Genomic DNA, 16,575 nt, shown 5'->3' with positions numbered 1-16,575 from the left:
TTAAGGTAATCCGGTGATAATAGCGCGGAGGCTACACCTGTACCCATCCCGAACACAGAAGTTAAGCTCCGTAGCGCTGATGATACTTGGTGGGAGACTGCCTGGGAAAGTAGGACATCGCCGGTTTGAACTGGGAAACGACTATTTAGTCGTTTCCTTTTTTTTTACCACGCAAACAGTCACTAATATGGTATAATAATATGATTGATTTTTGTAAGGAGGAAAGTTCGGATAGTATGGCAATTCTAAAAATAATTCTTGTTTTGCTTATGTGCATACCGATAGGTTATTTCCTTCTTTGGATGGGCGATAAACTCATGGATCAAGTGATGTCTGACAGAAGGAAAAACAGAAATGACTCAAGAAAAAAGAGGACTGTTCATAACAGTAGAAGGTCCCGATGGGGCAGGTAAATCCACACAGATAAATTATATAAAAAAATATTTTGAAGAAAGAGGCGAAAGGGCGCTGTTTACTAGAGAGCCCGGAGGCACTAAAATCAGTGAAAAAATAAGAACACTGATTCTTGATAAGACCAACGAAAATATGTCATATATGACTGAGGCACTTCTTTATGCTGCTGCAAGAGCGCAGTTGGTGGAAGAAATTATAGAACCGACATTGGCTTCCGGAAATCACGTTATATGTGACCGATTTATAGATTCCAGCATTGCTTATCAAGGATACGGCAGAGGACTTGGGATGAGCGTAGGGATTATAAACGGTTTTGCAGTCGGAAACTGCATGCCAGATCTTACTATATTGCTTAAGCTAGATTCTGACAGAGGTATGGATAGAATAGACAGCGAAGGCAGCAAGGTACGTCCTAAGGATAGGCTGGAAAGTGAAAGCATGGATTTTCATAGGGAAGTGTACAAAGGATATCTACAGCTCGAAAGGGATTTTCCAGAGAGAATTCGTGGCATCGACGCAGGACAATCTATAGAACAGGTTAGCGACGATATAAAGGCGGAGTTGGATAGGCTTTTTGAAGAAAGAAACCGATAATATTATGACTTATGATTTTAGAAAAAATATAATCAACGGCACTTTGCATCACGCCTTTATAATTGAAGGTCCGTACAGTGCAGATAAGAAAAACTATGCCGTGGAGCTTGCTCAGGCCATCTTATGCAAACAGATGCCGGGCGTAGGCTGCGGAGAGTGTGTTATATGCCGTAAGTTAAAGGACGGCAATCATTTGGATTTTGTTTTCATAGAGCCATATGCAAAGAAGGGCAGTAAGACTAGAAGCGTCAAGGATGAACAAATTGAACAGCTTCAGGAAAGACTTATGCGTAAACCCTTTGAAGGGGATAGAGTAATTGCTGTTATTGATGGCGCAGATACAGTGACGGCCAGAGCCTTTAACAGATTCTTAAAGACTTTGGAAGAACCGCCGGAAGGCACCGTCATTTTTTTACTGTCGGAAAATGCCGCAAAACTTCCTCAGACCATAAGGTCAAGATGTGTTCATGTGAGATTATATGGCAATGAAGGAAAAGATAATATGAAGGCTTCAAAGGAAGCCTGGGAACTTATTTCCTTTATGGCTGATGGAGATTATTTTTATCGCGAAAAGCAGCTGATAGAATCCTTTGTAAAGGATAGAGAAAGTGCTTATACCCTTTTGGATGCAATGGAGTCCATATACAGAGATATTCTCTTCGGAAAAGAGGAAAGGGATATAAGGATTACGAAGGAACAGATATACAGAGCGGTGGATTGTATAGAAGAGGCTAGAAGAGAACTGGTCAGAAATGCGGTTCCAGGATACGCTTTAAAGAAAATGGTACTTAATATCGGAGGATAAATATATGGTTAAAGCAGTGGGAGTTAAATTCAAGCATGCAGGTAAGGTTTATTATTTTGACCCTGCAGGAAAGGATGTCGAAGTAGGTGACAAGGTCATTGTTGAGACGGCCAAAGGGCTGGAATTTGCCACAGTTGTAATGGGCGAGGAAAAAATACATCCGGAAAAAATAGTTTCTCCCCTTAAACCTGTAATAAGAAAAGCTACGCAGGAAGACATAGCCAGAAATGAAGAAAACAACAGCAAAAAGGCGGAAGCTATGAAACTGTGTCAGGAAAAGATAGATAAACACGAGCTTGAAATGAAACTGGTGGACGTGGAATACACCTTTGATAACAGTAAGGTAATTTTCTATTTCACAGCTGATGGAAGAGTAGATTTCAGAGAGTTAGTAAAGGACCTTGCCGGTGTATTCAGAATGAGAATAGAACTCAGACAGATTGGTGTAAGGGATGAAGCTAAAATGATGGGCGGTATAGGAAACTGCGGAAGACCTTTATGTTGCCATCAGTGGCTGTCAGAGTTTCAGCCTGTTTCCATAAAGATGGCTAAAACCCAGGGTCTTTCTCTTAATCCTACAAAGATATCAGGTATATGCGGAAGGCTGATGTGCTGCCTTAAATATGAAAACGATACATATTGCCAGGCTAAGGAAGGTATGCCGGATGCAGGTGAGAAAATAAAAACTTCTGACGGGATTTTAAGGGTGAGTGAAGTTGATGTTCTCGGAAATGTCATTAAAGCTAGAAAAATTGTGAAGAACATCGATGCCGCAGATGAACAGCTTTCAGATGAAGTTTACACATATGAGAAGGAACAGGTAAAGAGACTCGGAAAGAAGAAAGGCGGCAAGGTTAAAGATGAGGAAATGACCGAGGAAATGAAGGAACTGCTTAAAGACTGATGTTTATACGTGAAGACGAAAAGATAGATGAAATAGGCTTTGGAGGGCTTAAGCTGATACAGTCCAGTGAGGGTTTCCGTTACGGTGTCGATGCGGTTGTATTAGCTGATTTTGCAGCAACCCTTGCCACAGGTGGAAGAAGAGTATTTGACCTTGGTACGGGATCAGGAGTTATTCCACTTATACTTTCCCATAAGATGCCTAAAAGCGTCATAACAGGAGTGGAGCTTCAAAGGGATTCAGCGGAACGAGCCGAGAGAAATGTAGCACTAAACGGTCTTGGAAATCGAATAAAAATTATAAATTCCGACATTAAAGATCTTAAAAAAGGCTATCGAGCTGCTGCGGATATTGTGGTGAGCAATCCTCCTTATATGGAAAAAGATAGCGGTTTAATCGGTGTCGATGGTGCTAAAGCAGCTGCAAGACATGAAACTACAGCTGTGCTAAAGGACTTTTTTATTACAGCTTCTCATCTTCTTGATAAACGCGGAGAATTCTTTTTGGTTCATAGACCTTACAGGCTTGCTGATATATTTTGCTATGCCAGAGAAACCGGGTTTGAAGCAAAAACTATGCGCCTTGTATGTCCGATGGAAGGTAGAGAACCTAATATAGTGCTAGTACATTTCATTAAGGGTGCAGGTAAGCAGCTGAAAGTCTTGAAAAATCTGGATGTACATACTCCAAACGGTTCTTACACAGAAGAAATAGACCGCATTTACGAAAGGAGATAAAGACAGGAAGTTCTTATATCTTATGTAAAAGATTGAATTAATTGTTGAATATTTCCAGTTAATAGGAGATAATATTAGTATAATGCAAAGGGAGGTATTTAGTATGTACGTAACCGTACCACTGAAGGATATATGTCTGATTGTACTTCTGATAACGCTTATTATAATGGTGGTTTATCTTATTACTCTTTTTAGAAATCTGAGCAAAACTGCCAAGAAAAGCTATGAAGTGCTTGAGGATGTAAAAACAGTAACAGAGATTACCGAAAAAAGGACTGTTGAGCTAGATGAAACCATCGGTAATGTTACCGATACTTTAAATACGGTTTCCAATGCAATTAAAGGTCAGGAAAATATATTTAAGCAGCTCAGTACAATAGCAGGAGCTGTAATGAGTATAGTCGGCATGATAACCGGAAGAAATAAAAAAGATGAATACGAAGAGAAAGCCGGTAACACTGAGACTGAAGCCGAAACAGAGGAATAGTAATTACGATTGAAAAGACGAGGAAATAAGTTATACGAAATCAGAGGGAGGATTTTATGAAAGCTACAGGAATCGTAAGAAAAGTTGATGAATTGGGAAGAATAGTTCTTCCAATCGAACTTAGAAGAACTCTTGATATCAATATCAAAGATCCCGTTGAAATCTATGTGGATGGCGATTTTATCATGCTTAAAAAATATGAACCGGCATGCGTTTTTTGCGGCAGCGCCAAGGATGTGACAGAAATTAACGGCAAAAATGTATGCGCAAAATGCCTCAACGAAATAAAGAAACTTTAATCTGTCGGGAGGAATCAATGGCAAAATTTATTGTTGAAAAAAGCGGCCCTTTGAGAGGTGAAGTGAGCATCAGCGGAGCCAAAAATTCGGTGCTGCCGATTTTAGCTGCCACGTTGCTTACGGATGACGAATGTATAATAGACGAAGTACCGGATCTTAAGGATGTAACCATACTTTGCAGTCTGTTAGCTTCTCTTGGAGTCAAAATAGAAAGAAATCTTGAAAACAGCAGACTGACGGCAAGTGCTGGTCAGCTTATAACAAATCATGCACCGGAAGAACTGGTAAGGATGATGAGAGCATCCATACTTGTTATGGGACCGTTGCTTGCTCGTACAGGAAAATGCGTAATTAATCTGCCGGGAGGATGTGCCATAGGTGAAAGACCGGTGGAATTGCATTTTAAAGGCTTAAGAGCTTTAGGAGCACAGATAGATATTTCGGAAAACGGCGTGGTTACAGCTACATGCGATAAGCTTATAGGAACAACAATTTATCTGGATTTCCCTAGCGTCGGGGCTACGGAAAATATAATAACGACAGCGGCGTTGGCTGAGGGTACCACAATAATAGAAAATGCCGCGCAAGAACCAGAAATTGTAGACCTTGCCAACTTTATAAATAAAATGGGCGGCAAAATTAAGGGAGCCGGTACCGATACGATTAAAATAGAGGGAGTAGAAAGTCTACACGGTACAGAGCACAGCGTAATACCGGACAGAATAGAAGCCGGTACTTTTATGATAGCGGCGGCAATAACAAGAGGAAGTATATTGATTAAAAATATTGTTCCGGATCATGTTAAGCCTATTATTGCTAAACTAAAAGAGTGCGGCGTAGATATTTATATGACCGATGACGGTATGGTGGTGAGAGGAGATGTAAATCCTCTTATAAGCACGGATATAAAGACACTTCCTTATCCGGGATTTCCTACGGATATTCAGTCACCGTTTATGGCTTTTTTGACTACAGTACAAGGCAGAAGCATTGTAATAGAAACGGTATTTGAAAACAGATATATGCATGTTCTTGAACTGAACAGCATGGGAGCCCGTATCAAGACAGAAGGCAAGTGTGCCATAATTGAAGGTAGCAAAAAACTTCACGGAACGGAAGTTAATGCGACAGACCTTAGAGCAGGAGCTGCATTGGTACTTGCTGGCTTTGTGGCTGAAGGTCAGACAATTGTTTCGGATATATACCATATCGAAAGAGGATATGAAAAATTCATAGAAAAGTTTGCTGCTCTTGGAGGAAAGATTACGAGAGTTGAAGACTGATATTGATAAAATGCACCTGCCTTAGGTGATTGGCAGGTGCTTTTGTGATATTTAAGAGAAAGGTTTAATATGTACGATTTAAAGTATCTTAAGCTGCTGTCGCAGAAATATCCTAATAGAAGAGCAGCATCGGCGGAGATTATAAATCTTAACGCTATTTTAGCCCTTCCAAAGGGAACGGAATATTATCTCAGCGATCTTCACGGTGAGTATGAAGCATTTCGCCATATGATACAGAGCGCTTCCGGTGTTATTAAAATGAAAATAAATGAGATCTTTGCAGACGAGCTCAATGGAAGACAGCGTTATCATCTGGCATCGCTGATATATAATGCCCCTGCAGAAATAAAGAGGGTAAAACTTAACCCTACCATTGATTACAGGCAATGGTGCAAGGATAATATTTTAAGACTCATAATTGTGTGCAAGGCTGTATCTACAAAATATACAAGATCAAAGGTGCGTAAGAGACTACCTAAGTACTGGGAGTACAGCATGGATGAATTGCTTCATGCGGACGACGAAGCAAACAAGGGGACATATTATGATGCGATTATAGACAGTGTTATAGAAACGGGTATGGCAGAGGTGTATATTTCTCAGCTGACTCAGGCTATAACGGAGCTATGCGTGGATAGACTGCATATTATCGGGGACATATTTGACAGAGGCTCTCATCCGGATCAGATAATGGACTACCTGATGCAGTATGATGATGTGGATTTTCAGTGGGGAAACCATGATATTGTATGGATGGGTGCTGCTGCAGGAAGTTGGGCATGTACAGCTAATATCTTGAGGATGAATATCAGTTACAACAATTTTGATATGCTGGAAATTGGTTACGGTATCAATTTAAGACCGCTTTCTTCCTTTGCGAACAGAGTATATGCGAAGGATTCTTGTGAAGCTTTTATGCCTAAAATTCTTGAAGAAAACAAGTATGACCCTGTATCTAAAAGAACAGCTGCAAAAATGCATAAGGCTATTGCGATTATGCAGTTTAAAATTGAAGGCCAGAGGATAAAGGATAATCCGGAATTTAACTTAAACCACAGATTGCTGCTAGATAAGATTGATTACGAAAATGGTACCATAGAAATCAAAGGCAAAACATACGAATTGAAGGATACTAACTTTCCAACAATAGATCCGGAGGATCCATATAAGCTTACAGATGAGGAATTGAGAGTTATAAGAAATCTGCAGGCTTCCGTGACAAGAAGTAAAAAACTGCAGGATCATATTAAATTCCTTTTCAGTCATGGAGCTTTGTATAAAGTTATGAACGACAAGCTTATGTTCCACGGTTGTATTCCGGTGGATGCCAATGGGGAATTTGAGAAATGCACGATTTACGGTGAAAGTCACAGCGGCAAGGCGTTTTTCGATTATCTTGACGGTTTGGTGCGTAAGGCATACTTTAGCCCTGATGAGGATACAAAGGAAGGGGCTGAAGGCGATATCATGTGGTATCTGTGGCTAGGTGCAAAATCTCCGCTTTTCGGAAAAGATCAAATGACGACTTTTGAAAGACTGTTTATAGCAGATAAAGCGACTCATAAGGAACATACTTCTGGTTATTACAAGTTCAGAGATGATAGAGTTTTCTGCGAAAGAATATTAAAGGAATTCGGAATTGACCCTAAGAGAGGCCATATATTAAACGGTCACGTTCCTGTAAAAATCAAAGATGGAGAAAGTCCGATAAAGGGAGAAGGAAAGCTCTTTGTCATAGATGGAGGTATTTCCAAGGCATATCAAAAGACAACAGGTATAGCTGGATATACATTCATATATAATTCATGGCTCATGGCACTGGCAGAACACAAGCCTTACATGCCACTACAGCCTAATGGAAAGCAGACTTTTGTGGCTCCTAGGATTTTTATAGTAGATAAGTTGGATAAGAGAATTCTCGTAAGGGATACTGATCAGGCGGAAGAACTGCAGGCGCAGGTAAACGAGCTTAAAGATTTAATTGAGGCCTACAGAAAGGGCCTGATTAAGGAAGACACAAGCCAGCAGTAATTGAGTTTATAAGATAAAATAGAATAAAAGAATGCAAATAATAAACCGGCACAAATGGGTGCCGGTTTGATTTGTTTTAGTTATTCAAATATCGAGGCCACAGTCTTAAGATACTCAATTACAGAGAGATGCTGAGGACATGCCTTTTCACACTGTCCGCAAGCGATACAGTCAGAGGCTTTTCCGTGGGTGGCAGCTAGATTTTCGTAGTATACCTTTTGAGCGTCAGAGCCTTGGTCAATGGCAAATTTCTGAGCATTATATATGGAAAAATACTCAGGAATAGGTATGCTCTGAGGACATCCTTCCAAGCAGTATCCGCATGCGGTGCAACCTATGGTAGAGGTCTTGTTTATAATGTCTACAACTTTGTCAATGGTGTCTGTTTCTTCCAAATTTAAAGGTTTGAAATCGGACATGTATGATGTATTGTCCAAAAGCTGTTCGATATTTGACATGCCGCTTAATACTACCATGACATTTTTATGTGAAGCGGCAAATCTAATAGCCCAGGAAGCGATGGACATATCCGGGCGTGTTGCTTTGAAAAGTTCCTTTGCTTCCTGCGGTAAATTAACAAGGGAGCCGCCCTTTACCGGTTCCATTACAACAACGGGCTTGTTGTATTTTTCTGCTAGACTATAGCATTTGCCAGCCTGTATGCTGCTATTATTCCAATCGATATAATTAAGCTGAAGCTGCACAAATTCCATTTCTGGATGTAGGCTTAACACTTCTTCTAAAAGTTCAGGGGTATCATGGAATGAAAATCCTATGTGCTTAATCTTTCCAGCTTCTTTCATCTTGGCGACGAAACTGAAGCAGTCAAATTTCTTTGCGGTTTCGTAGTTATCCTTCTTAATATTGTGGAGAAGGTAATAGTCGAAATAGTCTACACCGCATTTTTTAAGCTGTTCATCAAATATACGCTCCATATCTCCTTCTTCCTTGAGATTCATAAGCGGAAGCTTGCTGGCAAGGGTATAGGAATCCCTTGGGTGCCTTTCCACCAGAGCTTGGCGGACGAAGTTTTCGCTTTGATATTTGTGATACATGTAAGCTGTATCAAAATATGTAAAACCTCTTTCCAAAAAAGTATCTGCCATTTCACAGAACTTTTCCAGATCTATGCTCTTTTGATTTTCAGGATCTGTAAGGGGCAGGCGCATACATCCGAAGCCCAGCTTTTTAACAGGCATGTTTATGGTCATTTTGTATTCCTTCTTTCGTCAGTTGTTTACAGGTTTTCCATAATAATAGTCACGGGGCCGTCATTGACAAGGGAAACCTTCATATCGGCACCGAAAATACCGGTTTCAACAACATCGATTTCTTCCCGTGCTTTTTCAACAATATATTCATACATTTTTTCGGCTTCTAAAGGAGCCTTTGCACCTGTGAAGCTTGGTCTGTTTCCTTTCTTACAATTTCCACACAGTGTAAACTGGGAAATCATCAACAGCTGACCTCCTACATCCTTTAGGGAAAGATTCATCTTATCGTTCTCATCGCTGAAAATACGGAGGTTTATCAGCTTTTTTACATATTTATCGGCATCCTCATAGGTGTCTTCTTCAGCAATGCCTATAAGCACCATAAATCCCTTTTCTATTGCACCGGTTACTTTCCCATCCACTTTAACGGAAGCTTCGGTAACACGCTGTATTACAAATTTCATTCGGCGTTTTCCTCCTTTCTGCGAAGCACATAATCTCTGAAGGCTTCGGCTACAGGGGAAAGATATATCTTTTTCCTGTACGCCATATAGAATGTTCTCTTCCTGTCATATTCTCTTATTTTGTAGCTGCGAAGACCCATTTCAAAGTCCTTTTCACCTATTGAGGAACGGGAAACCAAGGAAACTCCGAGGCCAGTTGCAACAGCCTTTCTGATAACTCCGATACTGTTTATGCGGGCTACTATATTAAGACGGTTTTCCTTGTAGCCGTTTTCCTTAAGGAAAGCTTCAAAGGCTTCCTTTGAAGGACTGGTTTCACGCCAGGCAGAACCCTGCTCTCGCCATAGGAAAGGCTCATCGATAAATTCAGAAAGGGAAATGGTATCTCCAGGGATTTTGCCGGCAGGTCTGGTGTTTGAAACTATCAGCCTCGTTTCGTCTTCAAATACCGGCTCGTAAACCAGTTCGTCGCTGCCTATACTGCCCACAAAACCGATTTCTCCTATACCGTTAAGAAGGTTTTCGATTACCCTCTGGCTGTCGGATTGCTCAACGGTAAAGTGAACACCCTTGTGGATATCGCTAAATCCTTTGATGGTCCATGGAACAAAATCTTGTCCTGGGGTACTGGAAGTCTGAATTTCCAAGATGCCGGAAAGGTTTTCTGCGGCGTTGGCAAATATGTTACGCACCTGTTCCCTAGTGGAAAGTATCTCCGTGGCGTATTTGTAAAGGGTTCGGCCTTGGGGAGTAGGAGTGATGCTCTTACCCTGTCTGTCTAAAAGGGTGACACCGAGCTCGTTTTCAAGGCTTCTTATATGTACGCTGATGGTCGGCTGAGTAAGAAATGTTGCCTCAGCGGCCTTTGAAAAACTTTTGTATCTGACTACATTTACAAAGGCTTCTATCTGTTTAAAATCCATATGTTCAGCACCTCCTGTTTTGTGGGATGTTATTGATAGTATTTATTATACATCAAATGATATCGAATTTTTATATATTTGTAAACTATAAACTATCAAATAAATGAACCTGTTGTAAGAGTTAGTGTTGGATATGTTTTGCTATTAAATGATAGTGCGAAATCCCTCAACCCCAGTAACCATACGGTGTTGACAAAGTGGACTGGGAGGGGGTATATTTAAAACATAGTTATATATAGGTTAGATTAAAGAAGTAAAATGGAAAATAATAATCAAGGGAAATTGCGAAAAGCGATTATCGTAATCCTTGTGTTACTGATTTTAGTGGCGATTGCTTTAGGTATTTCATATCTTTACAGGCATATGACAGAGTCTGATAACAGTAAAACTTCTGTTCCACAAAGCCTGATATCTGAGCAGCAAACCAATGACGATAATCAGAATACTGTAAATGACAACAATTTAAGTGAAAAGGCCGGCCTTGAAAATAAGGACGGTGGTTTTGATATACATCAAAACAATAATGAGTCTGCAGATGATAATTCTGCAGTTACAGATGGAGATGCTACAAGTAATAATCAAGAAGCACCTTATCTTGAATTAGATAAAAATAACACTTATTTCAATCAAAAATTCCAAGTTAGAAATATGCTTCCGGGCGATAAAGTAACTGAATTCTTTGCCGTAAATGTATATCACGACAAAGATGTTCAGTTATTTTTTGTTTCGGATGTAACAGAGGAAACAAAAAACCTCGGTAACGTACTGAAATTGCGAGTGACAGAACTTGTTTCTGATAAGGTTCTGTTTGATGATACTTTTTCTCATATAAATGGAAAAGAATTTGCTCAAATGATTGAGGCAAGCAGTGATGGGGAGAGCAGACTCTATTACAAAGCTGAAGCATATCTCGATACATCTGTGGGAAACGAATATCAAGGATCTTTGCTCAATGCTGATTTCAAATGGTATATCAAAGATGATGGAAAATCCGCATTAACAGCTAAAACGGGAGATAATATCAATTTGATTCTTTGGTGGACTTTGGGAATATTAGCGGTTACCTTAGCAGTACTGCTTATGTTAGGAAGGAAAAAAGAGTCGAGTAACAATTCAAACAAAAAAATATATACAAGAATTGGTGTAATAGCAGTATTGAGTCTTATGCTTGCGGCTACGACTTATGCTCTGATTTCATCTGTGGTGACAATTACAGATAACAGCTTCCAGACGGGAAGGATAAAAATAGATTTAAATGGTGGTAAACCAGTATTTGGCACAGCAAAAGATTCCCATCTCAATATTGAACCGGGTCAGACTATTAAGAGTGATTTCTATATTGAAAATGAAGGGTCAGCCGATGCGTGGTATAGACTGTATATTCAGGATGCAACAGGAGAATTAAGTGATGTTCTGATATTCACTATATCAGATGAAAACGGAAATATCCTTTATTCGGGAAAGGCATCGGATATAGATAAAAGCAAACCATTTACAGATGATAATCCGCTTACACCTGGAGAAATTAGATTTTTTACTATGACGGTTAAAATGCCTGAAAGCGCAGGAAATGAATATCAAAACGAAGACTTATCATTTGATATAACAGCCGATGCAGTGCAGGTGAGAAATAACGAAGGAAAGGAGTTTGAATAATTATGAAAGACAAAAACAGGCTCCTTATGGCAAGTACGTTGTCATTATTGATATGTGCAGCACTATTTATGGGAACGACATTTGCGTGGTTTTCAGATAGCATCAGCAACGCGGGAAATGTAATACAGGCAGCTAACAAGTTTAACAATAGTGCCGAAACAAAAGAGGAAAGCATTGCTGTTCAAGAAAATAATCAGGGAACAGCAGTTAAAGACGAAACATCTCTGCGATTGGCAATTTCAAATGCTACAGAAGGTAAGACAGTTATAACCTTGGAAAATGATATAGCAGTTTCCGAAAGCTTGAGCATTAGTAAAGATCAAGACATCACGCTTCAGCTTAACGGGCACACCATATCAAAGGATGGAAGAGTTAGTGACGGCAATCTTGTCATCAATGAAGGAAAGCTGAGCATAGCAGACACTAAAAACGGTAAAATTTCCCTTTTAATAGATGAAGAAGCCGAAGGCATCTATACCGTAGTTAATAGAGGAACTCTCAATGTGACCGGAGGAACTATTGAACTGGCAATAGAGGAAATAGAAAAAGAAACAGAAGCAACTGAATCTACTGAAATCACAGAATCTAACGAAGCTACTCAGCCTCAAAAATCTATAGAAAAACTGCCAATGAGATCGGCTATCTATAACGGCAACAATGATAATGGCGAAAAGGCAATTGTCAATATGACTGACGGCAAAATATTCGGAGAAAAGTCCTACGGAGTAATTATGGACAGCACCGCAGCAACCAAGACGGATAGCATAAAAGATAATAACGTTGCTGATGGTGAGTATATGAATCAGTTAAACATGAGTGGAGGTGAAATAAGCGTAGAAAATGGTAATGCAATACTCGTTAAAAATGATGAGGACAAGGCAAATACTGCATCTGTAAATGTAAAGGATGGCAAACTACACAGTACAGATTTGCCAGTTATAGAAGTGATTAACAAATTCACAGGAGAAATAGTCAATATATCAATATCAGTAATAGATGATATAAAGACTGAAGAGATTTTAATTGACGCAGCAAATATAGATAATGTTTTCTGCAATGTACCTTACAGGACTTTAGAGGAAGTTAAGTCATTAGGAAATGAAATATAAGACTAAAAAATTATAAGTAAAGGAGAAAAAAGGATGAATACGACAAAAAAATCCCTATGGGCAGCTGGGATAGCACTTTTAATCAGTATAGCGTTGCTGATTGGAACAACATTTGCTTGGTTTACGGATAGCGTAATCAATAAAGGCAATGTAATTTCAGCTGGCGACTTAAAAATTTCTGCTACGGCATATGATGTTGATATGCGTAATACATCAGGACAGTCATACGAAATTGCAGGAGTTAACAACGGAAATAAGATTTATTTTGAAGCAACAGGACAAAATCTTAAAAATGATTCGAATCCAATCATAAATGAATCCCTGTGGGAACCTGGTAAGTCCAATGCAAAATTGCTTACAGTAAAAAATGAAGGATCCCTTGCGGCAAAACTTAGTTTGAGCTTTGATGTCAACAGCGACGGACTTCAGAATGCCCTTTGGTTTGACTTTATCCAGGTGGGAAGCGACGGAAATCTTGTAGGAGAATTTACGAAAAGACCTATGAGCGAGCTGGCAAGCCTTGGAAAGAACAGAGAGTTTTCTCTTGCGACAGGTCAGTCCATAAGCTTTATCCTTGTATACGGAATGAATGAGCATGCAGGAAATGACTATCAGGGTAAAACCTTTGGTGCTGATGTGACCATACTTGCTAAACAGGATACCGTTGAAAAGGACGGTTTTGGAAGCAATCAGTATGATTCAGAATCTCGGTATGAATCAATAAGCGCTGAAAGTTTGAAAGCTGATCTTGCAGCAGGTGGTTCGGTAGTTTTAGGCGATGATATAAATATTACCCCGGAAGGCAATGGAGTTGACGATGGCTCATTAGTTCCTCAAACAACTATCACAAAAGATACGACGATGAATTTAAGCGATAAAACATTATCGTTAGACACTTCCAAAACCAATGAAAGCTTGCCATATGTACCGTCGTTGATAGCTGTTAACAGCGGCACATTAACATTGACAGGAGAAGGAACAATCAACGCAGAGGCAGGTTATAACACAGCGTATGGTATCAACGTAACTGGTGGAACTGTAGTGATAGAAGATGGAAACTATTATGGAGCTATGTCAGCTGTTCAAGTACAGAAAGGTACTTTGATTATAAATGGAGGCTTTTTTGATCTTGCTCCAACAATAAAATCAGATGCACCAGAATATGCAACTTATTTAATAAATTGTATAGATGCATCATATAAAGACGGAAGTGCAATAGTTAAAATCAAAGGCGGCACCTTTGTTAATTTTGACCCGTCTAATAATGCTGCAGAAGGGGCTGGAACAAACTTCCTTGCAGACGGTTATAAAGTAATTTCAGAAAAACACGGAACAGAAATTTGGTACACAGTAGTACCTGAATAAAAAAGTTTATTGATATAAGTTAGATTAAAAAGGAGAGGGAAAATGATTAAGACTAAAAAGTCCCTATGGGCAGCCGGATTGGCGTTGCTAATCAGTATAGCTTTGCTGATTGCGACAACCTTTGCTTGGTTTACGGATAGCGTTACGAATAGTGGTAACAAGATTCAAGCTGGAAATCTGTCCATTGCGCTTATACAGAAGACAGATACAATGTCTGAGGCTCAGAAGACAGCGGCGACAGAAGCAAGTATAGACACAAGTGGTGCATACACCGATATTTCGGATATCGAAGTACCGATTTTCAACTATGATAAATGGGAACCGGGATACACTGACTACAAAGTTATCGGTGTTAAGAACACAGGAACGCTAGCTTTAAAATATAAATTGGATATTGTAGCCAATGGTGATGCTGGTGAATTAGCTGATGTAATAGATGTCTATGTTAAAACAAGTAATACTCCAATAAATGATACAAAGCCGGCATCTTTTGATAAGTTAACAGGTTATACAAAAGCGGGTACTCTTGCAGAACTTATGGCGGATAATGACGGAGCTGCTTATGGTAATCTTTATCCAAGTACAGCAACTGAAACTCCAAAAGAAGCATATGTTGCAATAGCTTTGCATATGGATGAAGCTGCTGGAAATGAATATCAGGGAGCAAGCGTCGGAACAACTTTTGATGTTAAGCTTGTAGCTACGCAGCTGAATTCTGAAAAAGATGGATTTGGAAATCCTGATTATGACAAAGATGCAGAATATCCAGTTTTTTATAATGCATCCGCAGATACGGATTTAAGTGATATTGTAAATAATCCAAATACTCCTGTGGAAATTACTGCAACAGAGGATATGTTAAATCAAAAACATTTTGATGTTACTGGAAATGTGACTATGAATTTAGGATCGAATACTATACATCCTAATGGATTACAAATTACAGGAACTAATATAAATGTAAAAGATGGAGGAAAACTGACTATAAATGCGGAAGCAAATTCTGGATTTACATACACTGCTGGAAAGCTGGTTGCGGATGGTTTGAATTCGATTTTAACAGTCAATGGTGGTAGTTATGCCAATAGCGGCGCGGGAAGTTCTGAAATTACTGCAAGTAATGGCGGTACGGTTTATTTAAATGAAGGAAGGTTTTCAACATCTGGGTATCAGGGGCATGCGGTAATTGCAGAAGCTGAATCTGTGATATACATAAACGGCGGAAGTTTTAGTAGCTCCGGTGCTCAAAGCATAGTTATATACGCTAACGGAGGAACAATTAAGATAGATAATATAGATTCTATAATTGCGAATGGAAAACGTTTTGGTGTAGCTAATGGAGGAACGATTCTTGTATCTAAAGAGTATTCCCCAAGTAAACCGACAAGTGTAGCGGCAGGTTGTAAAGTTACAGATAATGGCGATGGATATTGGTTGATAAGTCAAGAATAGTATGATATAAGCACCTCTGTCCTGCATAAGCAGGACAGAGAGCAAAGGGCATAACTGATTTAAAATAGTTAGTTGTGCCTTTTGTTCTCTGAAAATATTTAGACTACACGAGGAGGAATTTAAAACAATGAAACAAAAAGGAAAGATTGCTGCCAGGGTTATTTCATTTATCATCTTGATATTTGCAATCTTTATTATGATATTCACCATAATATCGGTTAGTACGGTAAACAAAGAAGACTCTAGCTTATTTGGATATAAGCCATTTATAGTATTATCCGATTCCATGCAAGGAGAATTTGAAGCTGGCGACATAGTGGTGAGTAAAGAAGTGGATTCCAGTACTCTTAAGGAAGGCGATATAATTACTTTCCGTTCAATAGATCCTAATAATTATGGTGGAGTGATGACTCATAAAATTCGAGAAGTGACCACCTATGAGGGAGAATTGGCATTTACTACTTATGGCATAGCGACAGGCGCTGATGATGCGTATCCTGTGCCTGCGGATAATGTTATCGGACAGTATCAATTTCATCTTGCTAAAATGGGATATTTCTTCCAATTTCTAAAGACTGTTCCGGGATATTTCTTGCTGATATTTACGCCGTTTATGATACTTATTATCATGCAGGCAATAAGATTTTTCCAGCTGCTTAAGCAGTACAAAAGAGAGCAACAGGAAATAATAAATCAGAATAGTGAAGCTCTAGAGCAAGAAAAGCTTAAAACTCAGCAGATGCAAAAGGAACTTGAAATGCTTAAAGCACAGCTAGCTGCAGAGCAAAATATAAATCAGCCTCTAAACTCGGATGAGGAAGATAAAAAAGTGTAATCA

At 39.3% G+C, this 16,575-nt stretch carries 16 protein-coding genes and 1 rRNA gene; 14 read left to right on the top strand and 3 right to left on the bottom strand.

Features of this window, described 5'->3' with window-relative positions:
• The first annotated feature begins 9 nt into the window (after positions 1-9).
• The 9 genes from rrf to INF20_RS06855 all read left to right on the top strand — a co-directional run bounded on the left by rrf (position 10) and on the right by INF20_RS06855 (position 7,554).
• Positions 10-126: ribosomal RNA gene (gene rrf / locus INF20_RS06895) — 5S ribosomal RNA — on the top strand.
• Between the two features lie 228 nt (positions 127-354).
• The gene (gene tmk / locus INF20_RS06890) at positions 355-1,008 is read left to right on the top strand and encodes a dTMP kinase (protein WP_226385638.1); all 654 of its coding nucleotides are present in this window, start codon (positions 355-357) and stop codon (positions 1,006-1,008) included.
• Positions 989-1,813 carry a DNA polymerase III subunit gene (locus tag INF20_RS06885; protein WP_226385637.1) on the top strand — a complete coding sequence of 275 codons (825 nt, stop codon included), beginning with the start codon at positions 989-991 and terminating at the stop codon, positions 1,811-1,813. The genes tmk and INF20_RS06885 overlap by 20 nt, the downstream gene beginning before the upstream one ends.
• Before the next feature lie 4 nt (positions 1,814-1,817).
• Positions 1,818-2,717, top strand: coding sequence for a PSP1 domain-containing protein (locus INF20_RS06880; protein ID WP_226385636.1), 900 nt, complete (start codon positions 1,818-1,820; stop codon positions 2,715-2,717).
• The gene (locus INF20_RS06875) at positions 2,717-3,454 is read left to right on the top strand and encodes a tRNA1(Val) (adenine(37)-N6)-methyltransferase (protein ID WP_226385635.1); all 738 of its coding nucleotides are present in this window, start codon (positions 2,717-2,719) and stop codon (positions 3,452-3,454) included. Before INF20_RS06880 ends, INF20_RS06875 begins: the two co-directional genes overlap by 1 nt.
• Positions 3,455-3,557: 103 nt before the next feature.
• Complete coding sequence (locus INF20_RS06870) at positions 3,558-3,941, top strand: hypothetical protein (protein WP_226385634.1); 384 nt, start codon at positions 3,558-3,560, stop codon at positions 3,939-3,941.
• Positions 3,942-3,997: 56 nt separating this feature from the next.
• Entirely contained in the window at positions 3,998-4,240 is a 243-nt protein-coding gene (locus INF20_RS06865; protein ID WP_226385633.1) for an AbrB/MazE/SpoVT family DNA-binding domain-containing protein, read from the top strand.
• Positions 4,241-4,257: 17 nt separating this feature from the next.
• Positions 4,258-5,523, top strand: a complete 1,266-nt coding sequence (murA, locus tag INF20_RS06860; protein WP_226385632.1) for a UDP-N-acetylglucosamine 1-carboxyvinyltransferase — start codon at positions 4,258-4,260, stop codon at positions 5,521-5,523.
• A gap of 69 nt (positions 5,524-5,592) precedes the next feature.
• A complete protein-coding gene (locus INF20_RS06855) occupies positions 5,593-7,554 on the top strand; it encodes a fructose-1,6-bisphosphatase (protein ID WP_226385631.1) in 1,962 nt (653 codons plus the stop codon).
• A gap of 80 nt (positions 7,555-7,634) precedes the next feature.
• Here INF20_RS06855 and INF20_RS06850 read toward each other — a convergent pair whose 3' ends face one another.
• Genes INF20_RS06850 through INF20_RS06840 form a run of 3 tightly spaced genes read right to left on the bottom strand, consistent with a single transcriptional unit; the run spans position 7,635 to position 10,155 of the window.
• Positions 7,635-8,753 carry an aldo/keto reductase gene (locus INF20_RS06850; protein WP_226385640.1) on the bottom strand — a complete coding sequence of 373 codons (1,119 nt, stop codon included), beginning with the start codon at positions 8,751-8,753 and terminating at the stop codon, positions 7,635-7,637.
• 38 nt (positions 8,754-8,791) lie between these two features.
• On the bottom strand, positions 8,792-9,232 hold the full coding sequence (gene dtd / locus INF20_RS06845; RefSeq protein ID WP_226385630.1) for a D-aminoacyl-tRNA deacylase: 441 nt from the start codon (positions 9,230-9,232) through the stop codon (positions 8,792-8,794).
• Entirely contained in the window at positions 9,229-10,155 is a 927-nt protein-coding gene (locus INF20_RS06840) for a selenium metabolism-associated LysR family transcriptional regulator (protein WP_226385629.1), read from the bottom strand. The genes dtd and INF20_RS06840 overlap by 4 nt, the downstream gene beginning before the upstream one ends.
• Before the next feature lie 258 nt (positions 10,156-10,413).
• Here INF20_RS06840 and INF20_RS06835 point away from each other — a divergent pair, with 258 nt between their 5' ends.
• From INF20_RS06835 to INF20_RS06815, 5 genes are all read left to right on the top strand, one after another.
• Positions 10,414-11,811, top strand: a complete 1,398-nt coding sequence (locus INF20_RS06835) for a hypothetical protein (protein WP_226385628.1) — start codon at positions 10,414-10,416, stop codon at positions 11,809-11,811.
• A gap of 2 nt (positions 11,812-11,813) precedes the next feature.
• Positions 11,814-12,920: a hypothetical protein gene (locus INF20_RS06830; RefSeq protein WP_226385627.1), complete on the top strand. Its 1,107-nt coding sequence runs from the start codon at positions 11,814-11,816 to the stop codon at positions 12,918-12,920.
• A gap of 33 nt (positions 12,921-12,953) precedes the next feature.
• Positions 12,954-14,285 carry a hypothetical protein gene (locus tag INF20_RS06825; protein ID WP_226385626.1) on the top strand — a complete coding sequence of 444 codons (1,332 nt, stop codon included), beginning with the start codon at positions 12,954-12,956 and terminating at the stop codon, positions 14,283-14,285.
• A 42-nt stretch (positions 14,286-14,327) separates the two neighbouring features.
• Positions 14,328-15,737 carry a SipW-dependent-type signal peptide-containing protein gene (locus INF20_RS06820; protein ID WP_226385625.1) on the top strand — a complete coding sequence of 470 codons (1,410 nt, stop codon included), beginning with the start codon at positions 14,328-14,330 and terminating at the stop codon, positions 15,735-15,737.
• Between the two features lie 127 nt (positions 15,738-15,864).
• A complete protein-coding gene (locus tag INF20_RS06815; RefSeq protein WP_226385624.1) occupies positions 15,865-16,572 on the top strand; it encodes a signal peptidase I in 708 nt (235 codons plus the stop codon).
• The last annotated feature ends 3 nt before the right edge of the window (positions 16,573-16,575 follow it).

Source organism: Gallibacter intestinalis (assembly GCF_014982745.1).
In the GTDB taxonomy this organism is placed as follows: domain Bacteria; phylum Bacillota; class Clostridia; order Peptostreptococcales; family Anaerovoracaceae; genus Gallibacter; species Gallibacter intestinalis.
This window is presented reverse-complemented; position numbering and strand designations above follow the sequence as displayed.